17 protein-coding genes and 1 tRNA gene are annotated in these 19,774 nt (G+C 55.8%); 13 read left to right on the forward strand and 5 right to left on the reverse strand.

Going from position 1 to position 19,774, the window contains the following annotated elements; genetic code table 11:
• Positions 1-79 precede the first annotated feature (79 nt).
• The 8 genes from AC4IC4_RS15760 to yejF all read left to right on the forward strand — a co-directional run bounded on the left by AC4IC4_RS15760 (position 80) and on the right by yejF (position 10,082).
• Positions 80-1,066 (forward strand): CobW family GTP-binding protein, encoded by a 987-nt coding sequence (locus tag AC4IC4_RS15760; RefSeq protein ID WP_024908179.1) that lies wholly within the window; start codon positions 80-82, stop codon positions 1,064-1,066.
• A 33-nt stretch (positions 1,067-1,099) separates the two neighbouring features.
• Positions 1,100-1,801 carry a phosphatase PAP2 family protein gene (locus AC4IC4_RS15765; protein WP_032645294.1) on the forward strand — a complete coding sequence of 234 codons (702 nt, stop codon included), beginning with the start codon at positions 1,100-1,102 and terminating at the stop codon, positions 1,799-1,801.
• A 427-nt stretch (positions 1,802-2,228) separates the two neighbouring features.
• On the forward strand, positions 2,229-2,798 hold the full coding sequence (mepS, locus tag AC4IC4_RS15770) for a bifunctional murein DD-endopeptidase/murein LD-carboxypeptidase (RefSeq protein ID WP_008500946.1): 570 nt from the start codon (positions 2,229-2,231) through the stop codon (positions 2,796-2,798).
• A 127-nt stretch (positions 2,799-2,925) separates the two neighbouring features.
• Complete coding sequence (locus tag AC4IC4_RS15775) at positions 2,926-4,482, forward strand: cyclic di-GMP phosphodiesterase (RefSeq protein WP_491471487.1); 1,557 nt, start codon at positions 2,926-2,928, stop codon at positions 4,480-4,482.
• 74 nt (positions 4,483-4,556) lie between these two features.
• Positions 4,557-6,362 carry an extracellular solute-binding protein gene (locus AC4IC4_RS15780; RefSeq protein ID WP_417927616.1) on the forward strand — a complete coding sequence of 602 codons (1,806 nt, stop codon included), beginning with the start codon at positions 4,557-4,559 and terminating at the stop codon, positions 6,360-6,362.
• Between the two features lie 9 nt (positions 6,363-6,371).
• Positions 6,372-7,466, forward strand: coding sequence for a microcin C ABC transporter permease YejB (locus tag AC4IC4_RS15785; protein ID WP_024908182.1), 1,095 nt, complete (start codon positions 6,372-6,374; stop codon positions 7,464-7,466).
• A complete protein-coding gene (locus AC4IC4_RS15790; RefSeq protein WP_024908183.1) occupies positions 7,466-8,491 on the forward strand; it encodes an ABC transporter permease in 1,026 nt (341 codons plus the stop codon). Before AC4IC4_RS15785 ends, AC4IC4_RS15790 begins: the two co-directional genes overlap by 1 nt.
• 1 nt (position 8,492) lies before the next feature.
• Positions 8,493-10,082 carry a microcin C ABC transporter ATP-binding protein YejF gene (yejF, locus tag AC4IC4_RS15795; protein WP_491471488.1) on the forward strand — a complete coding sequence of 530 codons (1,590 nt, stop codon included), beginning with the start codon at positions 8,493-8,495 and terminating at the stop codon, positions 10,080-10,082.
• A 3-nt stretch (positions 10,083-10,085) separates the two neighbouring features.
• Here yejF and AC4IC4_RS15800 read toward each other — a convergent pair whose 3' ends face one another.
• From AC4IC4_RS15800 to rsuA, 3 genes are all read right to left on the reverse strand, one after another.
• On the reverse strand, positions 10,086-10,430 hold the full coding sequence (locus AC4IC4_RS15800) for a YejG family protein (RefSeq protein ID WP_024908185.1): 345 nt from the start codon (positions 10,428-10,430) through the stop codon (positions 10,086-10,088).
• A gap of 279 nt (positions 10,431-10,709) precedes the next feature.
• Positions 10,710-11,906 (reverse strand): Bcr/CflA family multidrug efflux MFS transporter, encoded by a 1,197-nt coding sequence (locus tag AC4IC4_RS15805; RefSeq protein ID WP_491471489.1) that lies wholly within the window; start codon positions 11,904-11,906, stop codon positions 10,710-10,712.
• A gap of 15 nt (positions 11,907-11,921) precedes the next feature.
• The gene (gene rsuA, locus AC4IC4_RS15810) at positions 11,922-12,629 is read right to left on the reverse strand and encodes a 16S rRNA pseudouridine(516) synthase RsuA (RefSeq protein WP_021241522.1); all 708 of its coding nucleotides are present in this window, start codon (positions 12,627-12,629) and stop codon (positions 11,922-11,924) included.
• 281 nt (positions 12,630-12,910) lie between these two features.
• Here rsuA and radD point away from each other — a divergent pair, with 281 nt between their 5' ends.
• Positions 12,911-14,671 (forward strand): DNA repair helicase RadD, encoded by a 1,761-nt coding sequence (gene radD, locus AC4IC4_RS15815; protein ID WP_491471490.1) that lies wholly within the window; start codon positions 12,911-12,913, stop codon positions 14,669-14,671.
• 125 nt (positions 14,672-14,796) lie between these two features.
• Entirely contained in the window at positions 14,797-15,081 is a 285-nt protein-coding gene (rplY, locus tag AC4IC4_RS15820) for a 50S ribosomal protein L25 (protein WP_008500956.1), read from the forward strand.
• A gap of 50 nt (positions 15,082-15,131) precedes the next feature.
• Here the strand turns inward: rplY and yejK are convergent, their stop codons facing one another.
• Positions 15,132-16,139 carry a nucleoid-associated protein YejK gene (gene yejK, locus AC4IC4_RS15825; protein ID WP_008500957.1) on the reverse strand — a complete coding sequence of 336 codons (1,008 nt, stop codon included), beginning with the start codon at positions 16,137-16,139 and terminating at the stop codon, positions 15,132-15,134.
• A gap of 134 nt (positions 16,140-16,273) precedes the next feature.
• On the opposite strand from yejK, the gene AC4IC4_RS15830 reads away from it, so the two are divergent.
• The 3 genes from AC4IC4_RS15830 (at position 16,274) to AC4IC4_RS15840 (ending at position 18,430) form a co-directional block, all read left to right on the forward strand.
• A complete protein-coding gene (locus AC4IC4_RS15830; protein WP_008500958.1) occupies positions 16,274-16,501 on the forward strand; it encodes a YejL family protein in 228 nt (75 codons plus the stop codon).
• Positions 16,502-16,520: 19 nt separating this feature from the next.
• Positions 16,521-18,281: an LPS biosynthesis-modulating metalloenzyme YejM gene (gene yejM, locus AC4IC4_RS15835; protein WP_032646582.1), complete on the forward strand. Its 1,761-nt coding sequence runs from the start codon at positions 16,521-16,523 to the stop codon at positions 18,279-18,281.
• A gap of 72 nt (positions 18,282-18,353) precedes the next feature.
• Positions 18,354-18,430 (forward strand) — tRNA-Pro (locus tag AC4IC4_RS15840).
• A gap of 38 nt (positions 18,431-18,468) precedes the next feature.
• Here AC4IC4_RS15840 and AC4IC4_RS15845 read toward each other — a convergent pair.
• Positions 18,469-19,656: an MFS transporter gene (locus AC4IC4_RS15845; protein ID WP_491471491.1), complete on the reverse strand. Its 1,188-nt coding sequence runs from the start codon at positions 19,654-19,656 to the stop codon at positions 18,469-18,471.
• Between the last annotated feature and the right edge of the window lie 118 nt (positions 19,657-19,774).

Consider the following 19,774-nt stretch of genomic DNA (forward strand, 5'->3'; position numbering starts at 1 on the left):
CTTCCCCTTCTCACAGGGCACATTTTTCGCCAGGATAGAGAATAGTGTTATAGCATCACCATTCTCATCCGGAGCGCACGTGACCAAAACCAACCTCATCACCGGTTTTCTCGGCAGCGGTAAAACCACCTCAATTCTCCATCTGCTGGCAAATAAAGATCCGGCCGAGAAATGGGCCGTGCTGGTCAATGAATTTGGCGAGGTGGGCATTGACGGTGCGCTGCTGTCATCCAGCGGCGCAATGATTAAAGAGATCCCCGGCGGGTGCATGTGCTGCGTCAATGGCCTGCCGATGCAGGTCGGGCTCAATACCCTGCTGCGTCAGGGCAAACCTGATCGCCTGCTGATTGAACCCACCGGGCTGGGTCACCCGAAGCAGATCCTCGATTTACTGACCGCCCCGGTTTACGAGCCGTGGATCGATCTGCGCGCCACCCTGTGCCTGCTCGATCCGCGTCAGCTTCTGGATGACAAGTCGCTGGCCAATGAGAACTTCCGCGATCAGCTCGCCTCGGCTGACGTTATTGTCGCGAATAAAGCCGATCGCGCCACGGCTGAAAGCCAGGCCGCGCTGGAGTCGTGGTGGCAGCATTTCGGCGGCAATCGTACACGAGTGCAGGCCACCCAGGGGAATATTGATAGCGCCCTGCTTGACCTTCCACGTCTGAACCTCACCGCGTTGCCCGCCAGCGCGGAGCATGCGCACAGTCATCCGGTTAAGCAGGGTCTGGCAGCCCTGAGTCTGCCGGAGCACCAGCGCTGGCGCCGTAACCTGAACAGCGGTCAGGGATATCAGGCCTGCGGGTGGATTTTTGATGCTGAAACCGTTTTCGACACCATCGGGATCCTCGAGTGGGCCCGACTTGCGCCCGTCGATCGCGTGAAAGGGATCATGCGCACGCCAGACGGGCTGGTGCGAATCAACCGTCAGGGCGACGATTTCTTTATTGAAACGCAAAATGTGGCGCCTCCTGACAGCCGTATAGAGTTAATTAGTGCGGTTAACGCCGACTGGAATGCCCTCCAGTCCAGCCTGTTGAGGATTCGTTTAAGTTCAGGCGGCTAACGTTGCCCCTGTTTTCACACTATACAGAACGTTATGACAACTCGATTTCCCCTGATATTACTGCTTAATGTCGCCGGTCTGGCGCTTTTCTTCTCCTGGTATATCCCGGCGGATCATGGTTTCTGGTTCCCGCTGGATTCTGCCATTTTCCACTTCTTCAACCAGGAGCTGGTGAAGAGCAACGCGTTCCTGTGGCTGGTAGCAATTACCAACAACCGCGCCTTCGACGGCTTCTCGCTGCTGGCGATGGGCTGCCTGATGCTCTCTTTCTGGCTGAAAGAGGACAAAGCCGGGCGTCGGCGTATTCTGATTATCGGTCTGGTGATGCTGCTGTTTGCCGTCGTCATTAACCAGCTGGCAACCGCGATTATTCCGGTTAAGCGTTCCAGCCCAACGCTCTTTTTCACCGATATTTATCGCGTGAGTGAACTGCTGCATATTCCAACAAAAGATGCGTCGAAGGACAGTTTCCCCGGCGATCACGGCATGATGCTGCTTATTTTTTCCGCAATTATGCTTCGCTATTTCGGCAGAAAAGCGTTTGCCATAGCCCTGATTATTTTTGTGGTTTTTGCCTTCCCGCGCGTAATGATTGGCGCTCACTGGTTCACCGATATTGCCGTCGGTTCGCTCTCCGTTGCGCTGATTGCGCTGCCGTGGTGTTTGATGACCCCACTGAGCGACAGGATAATAGCGCTGTTCGATCGTTACCTTCCCGGTAAAACGCAACAATAATTGAACAAATAACTAACCTAAATTAACGTGAGCTATCAGGGATCAACATGATCCCTGATAGCCTTCCCGCCACGATCTTTTCCCAGTGTCATATTCTTGTCATCACATTCATGATAAAAATGAAGCAATTGCGCGATAAAGCCTCGGATCTGACCGCAATTTAAGCAATTACGGATTTTTACTTTCTGTATCACATTTTCTTATAAAAAAAAGGCTTTTTTTACTCGCAATACCCCTGGCAATCGGTTAATCTCGAACTCGTTTTGCCCCATAGGGATAATTATTTCGATGGTGAATAATTTTGTGCGCTATGCCACAAATGTGACCAGAAAGAATTGTCTCAATGTGAACAGATAATTAGTCTCGTCACGTTTGGCATTTTTATAACGATATTTGTCGTTAAGGACTTCAAGGGATAATAAACAAAATGGTCAAATCTCAACCGTTTCTGAGATATATCTTACGGGGGATCCCGGCGATAGCAGTCGCGGTACTGTTATCTGCATGTAGTACATCGAACACCGCAAAGAATATGCATCCTGAGACGCGTGTTGTGGGAATGGAAGATTCCTCGTCACTGCAAGCCTCTCAGGATGAATTTGAAAATATGGTACGTAATCTGGACGTGAAGTCCCGCATTATGGACCAGTATGCTGACTGGAAAGGCGTGCGCTATCGTCTTGGCGGCAGCACAAAAACAGGTATTGATTGTTCCGGTTTTGTACAGCGTACGTTCCGTGAGCAATTTGGGTTAGATCTTCCGCGTTCAACCTATGAACAGCAGGAGATGGGCAAGTCGATTTCACGTACCAAACTGCGCACCGGTGATTTAGTCCTGTTCCGTGCCGGTTCTACAGGTCGACATGTTGGCATCTACATTGGTAACGACCAGTTCGTACATGCCTCCACCAGCAGCGGTGTGACCATTTCCAGCATGAATGAACCGTACTGGAAGAAGCGCTACAACGAAGCACGCCGCGTACTGACCCGCAGTTAATATGACTATTGTATCGTTGGTTATCCCTTGGCTGACGATATGATGAAAAAAAGCACTGCTTCGGCAGTGTTTTTTTTTGCCCATTACACTGAATACATCCAGCGGCATTTCAGGAATCACGACGTCTATGTTCACCCGCTACTTCTCCAGCAATCGCAAGATATTAATCCTCAGCATTATCACAGGCCTGATCGCCGCCCTGCTCCTGGGTTCATTGCAATTTTTCTGGAGCTACCACAAGCGGGAAGTCAAATTCGACACCCTGATCCGCGATGTGAGCATCTATATGGAGAGCTATTTCGATGAGTTAAAAAACGCTGTCGACACCCTCCAGCCGCTCACGTTAAACAGCTGTCACGACGTCAATCAGGAACTCACCTCGCGCGCGGCCTTTAGCATTAACGTTCGCGCGTTCCTGCTGGTCAGAGACAAAATGGCGTTCTGTTCTTCCGCCACAGGCCCGATGAATTTCCCGATGGAGGAGCTGATACCCGAGCTGCACATCGATAAGCAGATTGATATGGCATTGCTTCCAGGCACCCCTATGTTGCCCAATAAGCCTGCCATTGCCATCTGGTACCGTAACCCCTTAGTGAAGGACGGTGGTGTATTCACCTCGGTGAATATCAATCTGACGCCTTACCTGCTCTACACCGCGCGCCAGGACGAATTCACCGGTATAGCCATCATCATTGGCGATCATGCGCTGTCAACGCGGTCCAGCACGCTGGTCAACGCGAGCGATCTGCATGAAATCCCGGTCCGGGCCGCGACGCTGAAAGGCATCCCCCTGACCATCAACCTGTATGCGGACGCATGGACCAGCGATGAAATTCTCTACGCCGTATTCTTCGGGCTGGTATGCGGCATTTGTGCCGGTTCGCTCAACTACTACATCCTCAGCATTCGCCTTAATCCGGGTAAAGAGATTTTAAGCGCCATTAAGCGCGGTCAGTTTTACGTGGTTTATCAACCCGTCGTTGATGCCAAATCGCTCAAAATGACCGGGCTTGAAGTGCTGATGCGCTGGAAGCACCCGACAATGGGGGAAATTCCGCCTGACGCGTTTATCAATTTTGCCGAAGCGCAGAAGCTGATTGTCCCGCTGACGCTGCATCTCTTTGACCTTATCATTCACGATGCTCCCGTATTACAAACGCTGTTACCCCCGGGTGCCAAGGTGGGCATTAACATTGCGCCGGGGCATCTGCATGCGGAAAGCTTCAAGGACGATATGCGCACCTTCAAAGCGCTACTGCCGCCGGATTATTTCCAGATCGTGCTGGAAATTACCGAGCGCGATATGCTGAATCATCGGGAAGCCAACAGTCTCTTCGAATGGCTGCATAACGAAGGGTTTGAAATCGCCATTGATGATTTTGGAACCGGCCACAGCGCGCTGATTTACCTTGAGCATTTCACCATGGACTACCTCAAAATCGACCGTGGTTTTGTTAATGCGATCGGTACTGAGACCGTGACGTCGCCGGTGCTGGATGCCGTTCTGACGCTGGCAAGACGACTGAATATGTCGACCGTCGCCGAAGGGGTAGAGACGCCGGAACAGGCGGCCTGGCTGCGCGAACATGGCGTTAACTTCCTGCAGGGATACTGGATTAGCCGTCCGATGCCGCTGGCGCAGTTCCGTGAATGGCGGCCTGATATTTCGCCCGAGGGCGATTAATTTCACATTGTCCACGACGTCACTTATTATTCAGCTTAACCGAGCCGGTCTGTAAAAGAGGGAGCCGCCGCGAGATGCTTATGCGCTTTATGTTGCTGATGTTGGCATTCACCAGCCTGTCCAGCCAGGCGCAAGCCATCAAAGAAAATATCGCCTTCGCGGTGATTGGCGAGCCGAAATACGCGGTCAATTTTACGCACTTCGATTACGTCAACCCTGCCGCGCCGAAGGGCGGTAAGGTGACGCTTTCCGCCACGGGAACCTTCGACAACTTCAACCGCTTCGCCCTGCGCGGCGTGGCGGCAGCGCGGACGGAATCGCTTTACGATACGCTCTTTGTCACCTCTGACGATGAACCCGGCAGCTACTATCCGCTGATTGCCGAGAACGTGCGTTACGCCGATAACTTCGCCTGGGCGGAAATCTCGCTTAACCCGCGGGCACGTTTTCATGACGGCACGCCGGTGAAGGCCAGCGACGTCGCGTTCACCTTCCATAAATTTATGACCGAAGGCGTGCCCCAGTTCCGCATCGTATATAAGGGCGCGTCCGTCAGAGCCATTGCGCCGCTCACCGTGCGCATCGAGCTGAGCGAACCCAACAAAGAGAACATGCTGAGCCTGTTCTCGCTGCCGGTAATGCCTGAATCGTTCTGGAAAAATCATAAGCTAAGCGATCCCCTTTCGACTCCCCCACTGGCTGGCGGCCCTTACCGCATTACCGACTGGCGCATGGGGCAATATGTCGTCTATTCCCGCGTCAAAGACTACTGGGCGGCCAATCTACCGGTAAACCGCGGACGCTGGAACTTCGACACCCTTCGCTATGATTACTACCTCGACGATAACGTGGCGTTTGAAGCGTTCAAAGCCGGGGCCTTCGATTTGCGCGTCGAGAGCAGCGCCAAAAACTGGGCGACCCGCTATATCGGCAAAAATTTCGCAAAAGGCTATATCGTCAAAGACGAGCACAAAAATGAGTCTGCCCAGGACACCCGCTGGCTGGCGTTTAATATTCAGCGTCCGGTATTTAATGACCGCCGGGTGCGGGAAGCCATCTCCCTGGCCTTTGATTTTGAGTGGATGAACAAAGCGCTGTTTTACGGGGCCTACAGCCGCGCCAACAGCTATTTTCAGAATACCGAGTACGCCGCGCGCGATTACCCGAAAGCCGACGAGCTGGTTCTGCTGGCACCGCTAAAAGCGGAGCTGCCACCGCAGGTGTTCACCACCGTGTTTCAGCCGCCCGCGTCGAAGGGTGACGGCTACGACCGTGACAACCTGCTGAAGGCCAGCAAGCTGCTGGATGACGCGGGCTGGCACCTGAAAAATCAAAAGCGTGTGGATGCCAAAACGGGTAAGCCGCTCAGCTTTGAGCTGCTGCTCTCGTCCGGAGGCAACGATCAGTGGGTGCTGCCGTTTAAGCACAATCTTGAGCGGCTGGGAGTGACCATGAACATTCGCCAGGTGGATAACGCGCAGATCACCAGCCGCATGCGCAGCCGTGATTACGACATGATGCAGCGCCTGTGGCCCGCCCAGCCGTGGCCCAGCTCGGACCTGCAAATCTCCTGGGCCTCCAGCTACATCGACTCCTCGTACAACGCGCCGGGGGTAAAAAGCCCGGCGATTGACGCGCTGATTGCGAAAATCGTGGCGGCGCAGGGGGATAAAGAAAAGCTCCTGCCGCTCGGGCGCGCCCTCGACAGGGTCTTAACCTGGAACTACTACATGCTGCCGATGTGGTATATGGGCGAAGATCGCCTTGCGCGCTGGGATAAGTTCTCCGTGCCTGCCGTGCGCCCTGTCTACTCCCTGGGCTTTGATACCTGGTGGTATGACGTTAACAAAGCCGCCAGACTTCCCGCTGAGCGGCGATAAGGAATTATCATGGGTGCCTATCTTCTCCGCCGTCTCCTGCTGGTCATCCCCACCCTGTGGGCCATCATCACGATTAACTTTTTTATCGTGCAAATCGCCCCCGGTGGGCCGGTCGATCAGGCCATTGCCGCCATTGAATTTGGCAACAGCGGCGGCATGCCCGGCGGCGGCGGTGAAGGGATGGGCGCCAGCCATGCGCGAACCGGCGTAGGGAATATCAGTGAAAGCCACTACCGCGGCGGACGCGGGCTGGATCCGGAAGTGATCGCCGAGATCACCCACCGCTACGGCTTTGACAAACCGATTCACGAGCGCTATTTCAAAATGCTCTGGGATTACATCCGCTTTGATTTTGGCGATAGCCTGTTTCGCAGTGCGTCAGTGCTGACGCTGATCAAGCAAAGCCTGCCGGTTTCGATCACGCTGGGGCTGTGGGGAACGCTGATTATCTATCTGGTCTCTATTCCGCTCGGGATCCGCAAAGCGGTGTACAACGGCAGCCGGTTCGATATCTGGAGCAGCACGTTCATTATCATCGGCTATGCCATCCCGGCGTTTCTGTTTGCCGTCCTGCTGATCGTCTTTTTTGCCGGGGGAAGCTATTTCGACCTCTTCCCGCTGCGGGGGCTCGTCTCCGCCGATTTCAGCTCCCTGCCGTGGTATCAGAAAATCACCGACTACCTCTGGCATATCACGCTGCCGGTGCTGGCCACGGTCATCGGCGGGTTTGCGGCCCTGACCATGTTGACCAAAAACGCCTTTCTCGATGAAATTCGTAAACAGTACGTCGTCACGGCCCGCGCCAAGGGCGTGAGCGAGAAGCAGATCATGTGGAAACACGTGTTTCGCAACGCCATGCTGCTGGTGATCGCCGGATTTCCGGCCACGTTCATCGGCATGTTTTTTACCGGCTCGCTGCTGATAGAGGTGATGTTCTCGCTTAACGGCCTGGGGCTGCTGGGCTATGAAGCTACCGTGTCGCGCGATTATCCGGTGATGTTTGGCACACTCTATATTTTCACCCTGATTGGCCTGCTGCTGAATATCATCAGTGATATCAGCTATACGCTGGTCGATCCCCGAATCGATTTTGAGGGCCGCTGATGCCGCGTTTAAGCCCCGTCAACCAGGCCCGCTGGGCCCGTTTTCGCCACAACCGCCGCGGCTACTGGTCGCTATGGATTTTTGCCGTGCTGTTTGCCTTAAGCATGTGTTCGGAGCTGATCGCCAACGACAAACCGCTGCTGGTGCATTTTAACGACCGCTGGTACGTACCGGTTATCGCCAGCTACACCGAAAGCGACTTTGGCGGCCCGTTTGCGACCCCGGCTGAATATCAGGATCCGTGGCTTCGCGATCAAATCGACAGGCACGGCTGGGCGCTCTGGGCACCGGTGCGCTTTGGCGCAAACAGCATTAACTTCGCCACCACGACCCCCTTCCCTTCCCCGCCCTCCGCGCAAAACTGGCTGGGAACCGATGCGAACGGCGGCGACGTGCTGGCCCGCATCCTGTACGGCACGCGAATCTCGCTTCTCTTTGGGCTGATGCTGACGATCTTCTCAAGCGTCATGGGCGTCGTGGCGGGCGCCGTTCAGGGCTACTACGGCGGGAAAATTGACCTGTGGGGCCAGCGGATTATTGAAGTCTGGTCAGGCATGCCGACGCTGTTTCTGATCATCCTGCTTTCCAGCGTCGTACAGCCCAACTTCTGGTGGCTATTAGGCATCACCGTCCTGTTCGGCTGGATGGCGCTGGTCGGTGTGGTAAGGGCCGAGTTTCTGCGCACCCGCAATTTCGACTATATTCGCGCCGCGCAGGCGCTTGGCGTGAGTGACCGCGGGATCATCTTCCGCCATATGCTGCCCAACGCGGTGGTAGCAACACTCACCTTCCTGCCGTTTATTCTGTGCAGCTCCATCACCACCCTCACCTCGCTGGATTTTCTTGGTTTCGGGCTACCGCTGGGTTCCCCGTCGCTCGGCGAACTGCTGCTGCAGGGCAAAAACAACCTGCAGGCGCCGTGGTTAGGCATCGCCGCCTTTCTGTCCGTGGCCGTGCTGCTGTCGCTGCTGATTTTTATTGGCGAAGCCGTGCGCGATGCCTTTGATCCGAACAAGGCGGTATAAAATGACCCAGCCTCTTCTGAGTATTGATAACCTGTCGATTGCTTTTTCAACGCAGGGCGAGACGCGCACCGTTGTCACCGACCTGTCGCTGCAGATCCAGCCTGGTGAAACGCTGGCCCTGGTGGGCGAGTCGGGTTCAGGCAAGAGCGTTTCGGCACTCTCCATCCTGCGGCTGCTGCCCTCTCCGCCGGTGAGCTACCCGCAGGGGGATATTCTGTTTCACGGCAGTTCGCTGCTGCATGCCGACGAACAGACCCTGCGCGGCATTCGCGGCAACAAAATCGCCATGATCTTCCAGGAGCCCATGGTTTCCCTCAACCCGCTGCACAGCCTGGAGAAACAGCTCTATGAAGTGCTCTCCCTGCACCGGGGGATGCGCAAAGAGGCCGCACGGGGAGAAATTCTGAACTGTCTGGAGCGAACAGGCATACGTAACGCGGCCAAACGGCTGAATGATTTTCCGCACCAGCTCTCCGGCGGCGAACGCCAGCGCGTGATGATCGCCATGGCCCTGCTCACGCGCCCCGAACTGTTGATTGCCGACGAGCCCACAACGGCGCTGGACGTAACGGTACAGGCGCAAATACTGACGCTGCTGCGGGAACTGCGTGACGAGCTGAACATGAGCCTGCTGTTTATTACGCATAACCTGAGCATTGTGAGAAAGCTGGCCGACAGCGTCGCGGTGATGCAAAACGGACGCTGTGTTGAACAGAATACCGCGTCAACGTTGCTTAGCGCGCCGCAGCACCCCTATACGCAGCGCCTGCTTGACAGCGAACCCTCCGGCGACCCGGTTCCTCTCACGGCTGACAGCACACCGCTGCTGCGCGTTGAGGATCTGTCCGTCTCGTTCCCGATCCGCAAAGGTATTCTGCGGCGCATTGTCGATCGGAACACGGTATTGAAAAACATCCGCTTCTCGCTGCGCCCGGGAGAATCCCTGGGGCTGGTGGGCGAATCCGGCTCGGGTAAAAGCACCACCGGTCTGGCGCTGCTGCGCCTGATCGCCTCCCAGGGCGAGATCCTCTTTGACGATATGCCGCTGCACCGCTGGAACCGCCGTCAGATGCTGCCCGTGCGGCCCCGCATGCAGGTGGTGTTTCAGGATCCTAACTCCTCGCTTAACCCGCGGCTCAGCGTGTTACAGATTATCGAAGAGGGTCTGCGCGTGCATCAGCCCGGCCTGAGCGCGCAGCAGCGCGAGCAGGAGGTTATTCGGGTCATGGCCGAAGTGGGTCTAGATCCCGAGACGCGCCACCGCTACCCTGCGGAATTTTCCGGTGGGCAGCGCCAGCGCATCGCCATTGCCCGCGCGCTGATCCTGAAACCGGAGCTGATTATTCTGGATGAACCGACGTCGTCGCTGGACAGAACCGTTCAGGCGCAGATCCTGGCCCTGCTGAAAGGGCTTCAGGAAAAGCACCGGCTGGCCTATATCTTTATCAGCCACGATCTACAGGTGGTGCGGGCGCTATGTCATCAGGTGATAGTGTTGCGACAGGGAGAAGTGGTCGAGCAGGGTGAGTGCCAGCGCGTATTTAGCGCGCCAACGCAGCGCTACACGCGCCAGCTGTTGTCGGCAGACTAGCGGTCAGAACGGGTACTGGCCGGAGAAAGGTTCAGCAATGGCAACGCCAAAATTCTTCAGACGGCAGGTGGCGGCAAACTCGTCCTGGCTTTTCACAAACAGGCATGGCTCACCTTCACACTCCAGGACGGAGCTGTCCACTTCGATATCCGTCAGGGCCTGACTGAGACGCTCCATCACCCGCCATGCATTTTCGTCGCTCGGGCTTAACAGCTTGAGTGCCACCAGACAATTTTCGGAGCCCGCGACGTTTTGCGGAATCGGTTCAACTTTCGAACCTGCAAAACCCGCCGACCAGCGATAGCTCTGGGGCAAGCGATGGACAATGGAGAGTTGTAATGTATTCACGTTCGTTCCCCGGAAGCAAAATTTACTTCACAATTTATTTACATTTATAGTAACACATCATCGCCAGCCTGCACTATTCAGCGCTTTTTTATCCGTTTCCAGGCTCGCGTCGGCGCTATATGTACCCGTTTCTGCGATCTAACTCAACCTTTTTGAATACAATGATGTGACTTTTTACACAAATAGATTTTACATAAAATAAACAAACACGGAATAAACGAACGAGGGTTTGGTTGATATGCATCAACAAAAAAGGCCCTGCCGGGCCTTCTCTGTGTTTTAGTGGGCCGCTTTTCGCGGTCGACTGGCGTAAAGATAGAAGAGTATCGAGCTGGTTGCGCAAAAAGCCATCGCCCACAGCATGGGCCATGCCGTCGTAAAGGTGGCCATCGAAAGCAACGCGCCAACGATAGCGCCGATGCCGAAGCGGAACGTCCCTGCCAGAGATGATGCGGTCCCCGCCATGTGCGGGAACTCATCCAGAATCACCGCCATCGCATTGGATGATACCATCGACACGCAGCCGACAAAGGCCGCCACGCCGACCACCAGCGCCCAGAAGCCCACGCCCAGAAACGCGCTCACCACCAGCCAGATCGCCATCACAAACTGGATCCACAGCCCGGTGCGGAACATGTTCAGCGCCCCCACCCGCCGGACAAAGCGGCTGTTGATGATGGTCATGATAAACAGGAAGACGATGTTAAGGGCAAAGTAATAGCCGAAGTGCTGCGGCGAAACGTGGTTCAGCTCGATGTAGACAAACGGCCCGGCGCTCAGGAAGGAGAACATCCCGGCGAAGCTGAACCCGCTTGCCAGCATATAGCTGAGCACGCGCTTGTGGCGAAACAGAGAGGCAAAGTTGCCGATGGTGGTTCGGATGTGGAATTTCTGCCGACGCTCGACGGGAAGCGTTTCATCAATAAAGAAGAAAATCATCGCGGAGGCCAGCAGCGCGGCCAGGGCCAGGATCCAGAAAATCACATGCCAGCTAAACCACACCAGCACCGCACCACCGGCCATGGGTGCCACCAGCGGCGCAATCGTCGTCACCAGCATCACGAACGACATCATGCGGGAGAACTCTTCCTTCGGGTAGATATCGCGCATCAGGGCGTTAATGACCACGCTTGCCGCTGCCGCCGCCAGACCGTGGAAGAAGCGCATGACAATCAGATGATCGATGGTCTGCGCCAGCGCACAGGCAACCGCAGCGGCCGCAAAGACCAGCGTCCCGCCCAGAATGACCGGCTTGCGTCCAAGGCTGTCCGCCATCGGGCCATAAAACAGCTGGCCGAGGGCAAAGCCGAGAATATAGGTGCTGAGCGTCATCTGCGCGCTGCCCGCCGGGACGCCAAACTGTGCAGAAATCACCGGCAGCGCAGGCAGGTACATATCAATAGACAGCGGCATCAGCATGGCCAGCAGGCCAAGAATGAAGACGATTTTGAACGACGAGTGTGGCCTGGTGGTCACAGAGTTCTCCTGAAATTAGTGCGAAGGCAGACCGACGCTGGCGATCTCTTCTTCCGTTAACGGGCGATATTCGCCTGGCGCCAGGTCGGGATCGAGTTCGATCGCACCAATCCGTTCGCGATGCAGGCCAACAACGTGGTTCCCCACCGCGGCAAACATACGTTTCACCTGATGGTAGCGCCCCTCGCTGATGGTCAGGCGGACCTCCGTCGGGGTGATGACTTCAAGCACCGCCGGTTTGGTCAGATCTTTTTCATTATGCAGCTGAACGCCTTTCGCGAAGTGCTCTGCCGTGTCATCCGACACCGGAGACTCCAGCGTCACGAGGTAGGTTTTCTCGCAGTGGTGTCGTGGAGAGGTGATGCGGTGCGACCACTGCCCGTCGTCGGTCATCAGCACCAGACCGGTGGTGTCGATATCGAGGCGGCCTGCGGCATGCAGCTTGTGCGCCACCGGTTCGTCGAGGAAATAGAGCACCGTCGGGTGATCCGGATCGTCCGTTGAGCAGACGTAGCCTTCCGGCTTATTGAGCATGAAGTAGCGCGGACCGTGCTGCTGGGTCAGCGGATTGCCGTCATACTCCACCTGATGGTCAGGTTGCAGTTTGAACGCGCTGTCTCTCACAATGTCGCCATCCACGGTAACGCGGCTGGCGCGAATTTCGCGCCCGGCAATAGCGCGGCTTACGCCGAGTTGCTGAGCGATAAACTTATCAAGTCGCATGAAATCTTTTTAGCCTTAATGGTGCAGGAAGTCGGACAACAGGTCCGAAAAAAGAAGCAGTCTGGAACGGTTCAGTATAATGGTCTGGTTGCGCCACTCAAGGGAAAAAGTTTCGTGGCATACTATCTATACCCTAAATAATTCGAGTTGCATGAAGGCGGCAAAGGAGTGAATCCCCGGGAGCTTACATAAGTAAGTGACCGGGGTGAACGAGTGCAGCCAACGCACAGGCAACTTGAAGTATGACGGGTATATGTGCGGAATAACGAAACCGAGACCCTATGACTTTTACACTTCGTCCCTATCAGCAGGAAGCCGTTGACGCCACCCTCGCCTGGTTCCGTAAACATCGCGAGCCGGCGGCGATTGTGCTCCCGACCGGCGCAGGCAAAAGCCTGGTCATCGCCGAACTGGCACGTCTGGCCCGCGGCCGCGTGCTGGTGCTGGCGCACGTTAAAGAGCTCGTCGCGCAAAACCATGCCAAGTATTGTGCGCTTGGGCTGGAAGCCGATATTTTCGCCGCCGGGCTAAAGCGTAAAGAGAGCCACGGCAAAGTGGTGTTTGGCAGCGTGCAGTCGGTGGCCCGCAATCTGGATCTGTTTCGCAGCGAATTTTCGCTGCTGATTGTCGACGAATGTCACCGCATCAGCGATGACGACGACAGCCAGTATCAGCAAATCCTGTCCCACCTGAAAGCGGTGAACCCTCACCTGCGCCTGCTGGGCCTGACGGCGACCCCGTTTCGCCTGGGGAAAGGCTGGATCTATCGCTACCATTATCACGGCATGGTGCGCGGCGATGACAAGGCCCTGTTTAGCGACTGCATCTACGAGCTTCCGCTGCGCTACATGATTAAACATGGCTACCTGACGCCGCCTGAACGGCTGGATATGCCGGTGGTGCAGTACGACTTCAGCCGCCTGCAGGCGCAGAGCAACGGGTTATTCAGCGAAGCGGATCTTAACCAGGAGCTGAAAAAGCAGAAACGTATTACGCCGCATATCATCAGCCAGATAGAGGAGTTTGCCGCGACGCGCAAAGGGGTGATGATCTTTGCCGCCACTGTTGAGCACGCGCGGGAAATCACCGGGTTACTGCCCTCCGGCGACGCGGCGCTCATCACCGGCGAGACGCCCGGCCCGGAGCGCGACAGCCTCATCGACGCGTTTAAGGCCCAGCGGTTCCGCTATCTGGTTAACGTGTCGGTATTGACCACCGGCTTTGACGCCCCGCACGTCGACCTGATCGCCATTTTGCGCCCGACCGAATCGGTGAGTCTGTATCAGCAAATTGTTGGCCGCGGCCTGCGTCTGGCCCTGGGGAAAACCGACTGCCTGATTCTGGATTATGCCGGTAACCCGCACGATCTCTATACGCCTGAAGTCGGCTCGCCAAAAGGAAAAAGCGACAACGTGCCCGTGCAGGTCTTTTGCCCTGCCTGCGGGTTTGCCAACACCTTCTGGGGCAAAACCACCGCCGACGGCACGCTGATCGAACACTTTGGCCGCCGCTGTCAGGGCTGGTTTGAAGATGATGACGGGCATCGCGAGCAGTGCGATTTTCGTTTCCGCTTTAAAAACTGCCCGCAGTGCAACGCCGAAAACGACATTGCCGCTCGCCGCTGTCGGGAATGTGACACGGTGCTGGTTGACCCGGACGACATGCTGAAAGCAGCATTAAAGCTGAAAGATGCGCTGGTGCTGCGCTGTTCCGGCATGGCGTTGCAGCCCGGCGCCGATGAAAAAGGCGAATGGTTGAAAATCACCTATTACGACGAAGACGGGGCGGACGTCAGCGAGCGCTTCCGGCTTCAGACGCCTGCCCAGCGAACGGCCTTCGAACAGCTGTTTATCCGCCCGCACACCCGCACCCCGGGCGTGCCCCTGCGCTGGATCACCGTGGCCGATATCGTGCGCCAGCAGGTGCTATTGCGCCATCCGGATTTTGTCGTCGCCCGTAAGAAAGGCCAGTTCTGGCAGGTGCGCGAGAAACTCTTTGACTACGAAGGTCGCTTCCGTCGCGCCAACGAATTGCGCGGGTAACGGGACTTTTCGTTGATGTGAAGGGCATTTGAGTATAAAATGCCGCCCGCTTCACATCCGTGAGGCAGAACACTCACCTGCTGCTGGGTCGCCTGTAGTAGGGTTTTAAATACAGAGAGAAATCAATGTTTACTATCGAAGCAGAAGTACGTAACGTGCAGGGTAAGGGTGCGAGCCGCCGCCTGCGTACCGCTAACAAGTTCCCGGCTATCGTTTACGGTGGCGAAGCTGCTCCAGTTGCAATCGAACTGGATCACGACAAACTGTGGAACCTGCAGACCAAAGCTGAATTCTACAGCGAAGTTCTGACCATCGTTGTTGGCGGTAAAGAAGAAAAAGTGAAAGTTCAGGCTGTTCAGCGTCACGCGTTCAAGCCAAAACTGACTCACATCGACTTCGTTCGCGCGTAATCGCAAACCTGTCGAAAAAAACCCCGCTTCTGCGGGGTTTTTTGTGCCTGCTATTTACCGCCCGAGGTGCGGCGCTGAAGCTGATCGCGCAGATTCGGCGGCGTACCCTTAATGGTCAGCGTATCGGTGGCCGGGTCCCAGAAGATACGTTCCCCCAGCAGCATCGCATCAAAGTTGATGGTTAACCCGCCGCCGCTGCCGGCAAACTTGGTTAACTGGCGCAGCGTGCTGCGATCCGCCGGGAAGCTCTCTTCAAGCTCATAGCCCTTCTCTGCGGTAAATTCCTGGAAGCTGACTTCGCTGACGCCCGCCAGCTCTTTTGACAGCGACTCCAGCTCAATCTCTTCCCCTGCCTGCAGCTGTTCGTTGCAGTAGCTGTAAACCTGCTGGCGCACCGTCTGGCGCTCAGATTTATCGAGCTGCGCTTCTGCTGTGAAATCGTCAACCGCCTGGAGCAGCCCTTTGTTCTGCGCTTTGGCGTTAAGCCCTTCACTGGCACCGAGGAAGTCCATAAAGAAATCCGCCACTTTGCGGCCCACGCGCCCCTTCAGGAATGTCAGGTAGCGGGTCGACTCCGGGTTGGTTTCCCATTCGGTCAAATCAATACGCGCCACGATATCCGCATGGTTGATATCCAGATAATGCGTCGAGCTGATGTCCAGCTGCTCATTCACGCGCATGCTGCTTAAGTTATTCAGCACAGTAACCAGCAAATACTCGACCGCCAGATAGCGGTAGTGGCAGAACAGCACGATCCCGCCGTCGGCGAACGGATATTTCGCCAGCTCGTCGCGCAGACGCCCGGTTGCGGCGCGGCTAAACGCCAGAAAATCCTCTTCACCCTGACGCTGCAGGCGCAGGCTATCGGCCAGCTCACTCTCTTCGCTGAACAGCCCATAGGCTTTATTTTTGGCGCTGTAGACGCGATGCAGCTCTGCCATCATCTCCACAACGGTCGCCGTGGGTTCCAGTAACGAATCGCGCAGCACCACTTCAAGGGTTTGCTCATCACGCTTGATAAGCTGGTGCAAGGCAATCTGGTTGATTTCCAGACTCATGATAAACTCTCCTTTTAGACCGGGCGGTATTCAACCACCACCAGGACATGTGTGCAACAACAGATAAAAAAGGGGAAAAAAAGCTGTTGCTACGGTAATATGTTGCCCTTTCATCAACAAACTGATTTTGATTTATGCCACAACATTCCCGCTACAGTGATGAACACGTTGAACAACTGCTCAGTGAGCTGGTCAACGTACTGGAAAAACATAAAACGCCGACCGATCTCTCCCTGATGGTTTTGGGAAATATGGTCACCAACCTGATTAACACCAGCGTTGCTCCGGCTCAGCGTCAGGCGATCGCAAAATCTTTCGCCCAGGCTTTACAGTCGTCCGTCAGCAACGACCCGGCCCATTAAGGGATACGAACAACAGTTTATGGTGACGAATCGTCAGCGCTACCGTGAAAAAGTCTCCCAGATGGTCAGCTGGGGGCACTGGTTTGCCCTGTTCAACATTCTGCTGGCGACGGTCATTGGCTGTCGTTATCTGTTTGTCGCAGACTGGCCAACAACGCTCACCGGGCGTATTTACTCCTGGATAAGCGTTGTCGGTCACTTTAGCTTTTTGGTTTTCGCCACCTATCTGCTGATCCTGTTCCCCTTGACGTTTATCGTCATGTCGCAGCGTCTGATGCGATTCTTGTCCGCCATCCTTGCGACGGTGGGGATGACGCTGCTGCTTATCGACAGTGAAGTGTTCACCCGCTTCCACCTGCATCTCAACCCCATCGTCTGGGAACTGGTGATTAACCCCGACCAGAACGAAACGGCCCGTGACTGGCAGCTGATGTTTATCAGCGTCCCGGTGATCCTGTTGATTGAGATGCTGTTTGCCACCTGGAGCTGGCAAAAACTGCGTAGCCTGACACGGCGACGCCATTACGCGAAGCCCGTCGCCGCGCTCTTCTTCGTCTCCTTTATCAGTTCGCACATCATGTATATCTGGGCGGATGCGAACTTCTATCGCCCTATTACCATGCAGCGCGCGAACCTGCCGCTCTCATATCCGATGACGGCCCGTCGCTTCCTCGAAAAACACGGCCTGCTTGATGCGCAGGAATATCAGCGCCGTCTTATCGAGCAGGGTAACCCGGAAGCTGTCAGCGTTCAGTATCCTCTGAGCGACCTGAACTACCGCGATATGGGACGAGGCCAAAACGTCCTGCTGATCACCGTCGATGGACTGAACTATTCCCGTTACGAGAAGCAGATGCCTGCGCTGGCCAATTTCGCGAGTCAAAACGTCTCGTTTACTCAACATATGAGCTCCGGTAACACAACCGACGCGGGCATCTTTGGCCTCTTCTATGGCATTTCAGCCGGATACATGGACGGCGTACTTTCTACCCGCACACCTGCGGCGCTGATCACCGGGCTGAATCAGCAGGGTTATCAGTTAGGGTTGTTCTCATCCGATGGCTTTAACAGCCCGCTCTACCGCCAGGCGCTGCTGTCTGATTTCTCACTGCCGGCGGCACAAAATCAGTCCGATGCGCAGACCGCCAGCCAATGGATAAACTGGCTGCAGCGCTATGCCCAGGAAGATAACCGCTGGTTCTCATGGGTTTCCTTTAACGGCACAACGCTTGCTAACAGCAATAAGAGTGATTTCGCGCGCCGTTACGGCCGCGCGGCGGGTGATGTTGATGCGCAGATTGGTCGCGTGCTTGACGCGCTACGTGAGTCCGGCAAGCTGGATAACACCGTGGTGATCGTGACCGCAGGCCATGGCGTCCCGTTAGGTGACGAGACGAAGAGTATGAGCTGGTCACGCCCGAACCTGCAGGTTCCGCTGGTCATCCACTGGCCGGGCACGCCGGCGCAGCGTATCAATATGCTTACCGAGCATAAAGATGTGATGACCACCCTGATGCAACGCCTGCTGCACGTCAGCACGCCTGCCAACGAGTACTCGCAGGGGCAGGATCTCTTCAGCGCCGCGCGCCGCCATAACTGGGTCACGGCAGCGGGGAATAATACGCTGGTGGTGACCACGCCGAAGCTGACGCTGGTGCTGAACAACAACGGGAATTATCAGACGTATAACCTGCAGGGTGAACGGCTGAAAGACCAGAAACCACAGCTGAGCCTGCTGCTGCAGGTCCTGACGGATGAGAAGCGCTTCGTCGCTAACTGATTAATAATAAACCAGTTAGCGACGGATTCCCTTGCATTCGAAACGGAATCGAGTAGTATTCTTTCTATGCGTCGGCACGTAGCGCAGCCTGGTAGCGCACCGTCATGGGGTGTCGGGGGTCGGAGGTTCAAATCCTCTCGTGCCGACCAAAAACACATTGAAAACCAGCCTCTTATGGCTGGTTTTTTTATTCGATTTCGCCAGGTGTTTTACGCAGGTACACCAGCGTAACCAGGCAAATCACCGCTCCGGCATAGAACGTATATTCTGCGCCAAACGTCTCCCAGATGGCTCCTGCTCCCAGGCTTGCGACTAACAATCCCACGCCGCTGACCAGACTAAAAATGCCGTAGGCGGTACCGCGCAGATCCGCAGGCGCAGTTTTCGCAATCATTGCCGCCAGCAGCCCCTGCGTCATCCCCATATGCACTCCCCAAAGCGCAACGCCCAGAAGCATTCCAGCCCAGTGGGTGCTCAGCGCCAGCACAACATCTGCCCCAATCAGCATCACCAGCCCCCACTGCAGTAATCGGGTATGGCTCATCCCGTCCGATAACTTGCCAAACGGATAGGCAGAGAGGAAATAGAGCAGATTCATGGCCACCATCACCAGCGGGATCAGCGCCAGCGGCACACCCGACTGCTGAGCGCGAAGCACAAGAAATGCTTCACTGAAACGTGCGAGCGTGAAGATGGCCCCCAGACCAATAACCCACCAGCAGCCTTTCCCGAGGCGCCTGAGGTTCTCTCTTTTGATGGGATTCGTGCGTTTATGCTCGACAGGGGTTTTCGGCTCATGCAGGCCGAAGAAAAGCAGCGCCACGGCGAGCACGCCGGGGATCACCGCGATCCAGAAAATGGTACGAAAATCATCGTTCCACAGCAGCATTAAGCCTACGGCCAGCAACGGCCCGAGAAATGCGCCAATGGTGTCCATCGACTGACGCAAACCAAAGGCCGCGCCGCGGAGTTCCGGCGGCGTAACGTCAGCGACCAGCGCATCGCGCGGCGCACCCCGGATCCCCTTCCCTACCCGGTCGATTAAGCGAGCCCCAAGAATCATGCCGGAGGAAGAGGCAATAGCGAACAGCGGCTTACTCAACGCGCCAAGACCGTAGCCCAGAACCGCCAACCCTTTACGCTTGCCCAGATAATCACTGATGGCGCCGGAAAACACCTTGATAAACAGCGCCGTGGCCTCAGCCAGGCCTTCAATCAAACCAATGAAAATCACGCTGGCGCCCAGCGTCGTAACCATAAACAACGGCAGCAGGCTATGAATGATCTCCGAAGAAATATCCATCAGCATACTGACGCCACCCACAACCCAGACTCCTTTCGGGATCCGGCTGAGCGTTGCAAACCGGGATAACATTGCGCATCTCCTGCTTTATGTCGAACAGTCTTGTTCGAAACAGAATATCCTGGAAATGCGAATAAAAATCATCTGATATAAAAAAAGCCAGCCCGCAGGCTGGCTTCATTATCTGAGG

The sequence above is a fragment of the Enterobacter sp. Taxon_2 genome (assembly GCF_058355295.1).

Bases quoted from the DNA above. Each gene is read 5' to 3' on its own strand.
- AC4IC4_RS15785 (WP_024908182.1), top strand. From the start codon at position 6,372: ATGGGTGCCTATCTTCTCCGCCGTCTCCTGCTGGTCATCCCCACCCTG.
- AC4IC4_RS15845 (WP_491471491.1), bottom strand. From the start codon at position 19,656: ATGTTATCCCGGTTTGCAACGCTCAGCCGGATCCCGAAAGGAGTCTGG.
- AC4IC4_RS15780 (WP_417927616.1), top strand. From the start codon at position 4,557: ATGCTTATGCGCTTTATGTTGCTGATGTTGGCATTCACCAGCCTGTCC.
- mepS (WP_008500946.1), top strand. From the start codon at position 2,229: ATGGTCAAATCTCAACCGTTTCTGAGATATATCTTACGGGGGATCCCG.
- yejF (WP_491471488.1), top strand. From the start codon at position 8,493: ATGACCCAGCCTCTTCTGAGTATTGATAACCTGTCGATTGCTTTTTCA.
- rplY (WP_008500956.1), top strand. From the start codon at position 14,797: ATGTTTACTATCGAAGCAGAAGTACGTAACGTGCAGGGTAAGGGTGCG.
- AC4IC4_RS15830 (WP_008500958.1), top strand. From the start codon at position 16,274: ATGCCACAACATTCCCGCTACAGTGATGAACACGTTGAACAACTGCTC.
- AC4IC4_RS15775 (WP_491471487.1), top strand. From the start codon at position 2,926: ATGTTCACCCGCTACTTCTCCAGCAATCGCAAGATATTAATCCTCAGC.
- radD (WP_491471490.1), top strand. From the start codon at position 12,911: ATGACTTTTACACTTCGTCCCTATCAGCAGGAAGCCGTTGACGCCACC.
- yejK (WP_008500957.1), bottom strand. From the start codon at position 16,139: ATGAGTCTGGAAATCAACCAGATTGCCTTGCACCAGCTTATCAAGCGT.
- yejM (WP_032646582.1), top strand. From the start codon at position 16,521: ATGGTGACGAATCGTCAGCGCTACCGTGAAAAAGTCTCCCAGATGGTC.
- AC4IC4_RS15790 (WP_024908183.1), top strand. From the start codon at position 7,466: ATGCCGCGTTTAAGCCCCGTCAACCAGGCCCGCTGGGCCCGTTTTCGC.
- AC4IC4_RS15765 (WP_032645294.1), top strand. From the start codon at position 1,100: ATGACAACTCGATTTCCCCTGATATTACTGCTTAATGTCGCCGGTCTG.
- rsuA (WP_021241522.1), bottom strand. From the start codon at position 12,629: ATGCGACTTGATAAGTTTATCGCTCAGCAACTCGGCGTAAGCCGCGCT.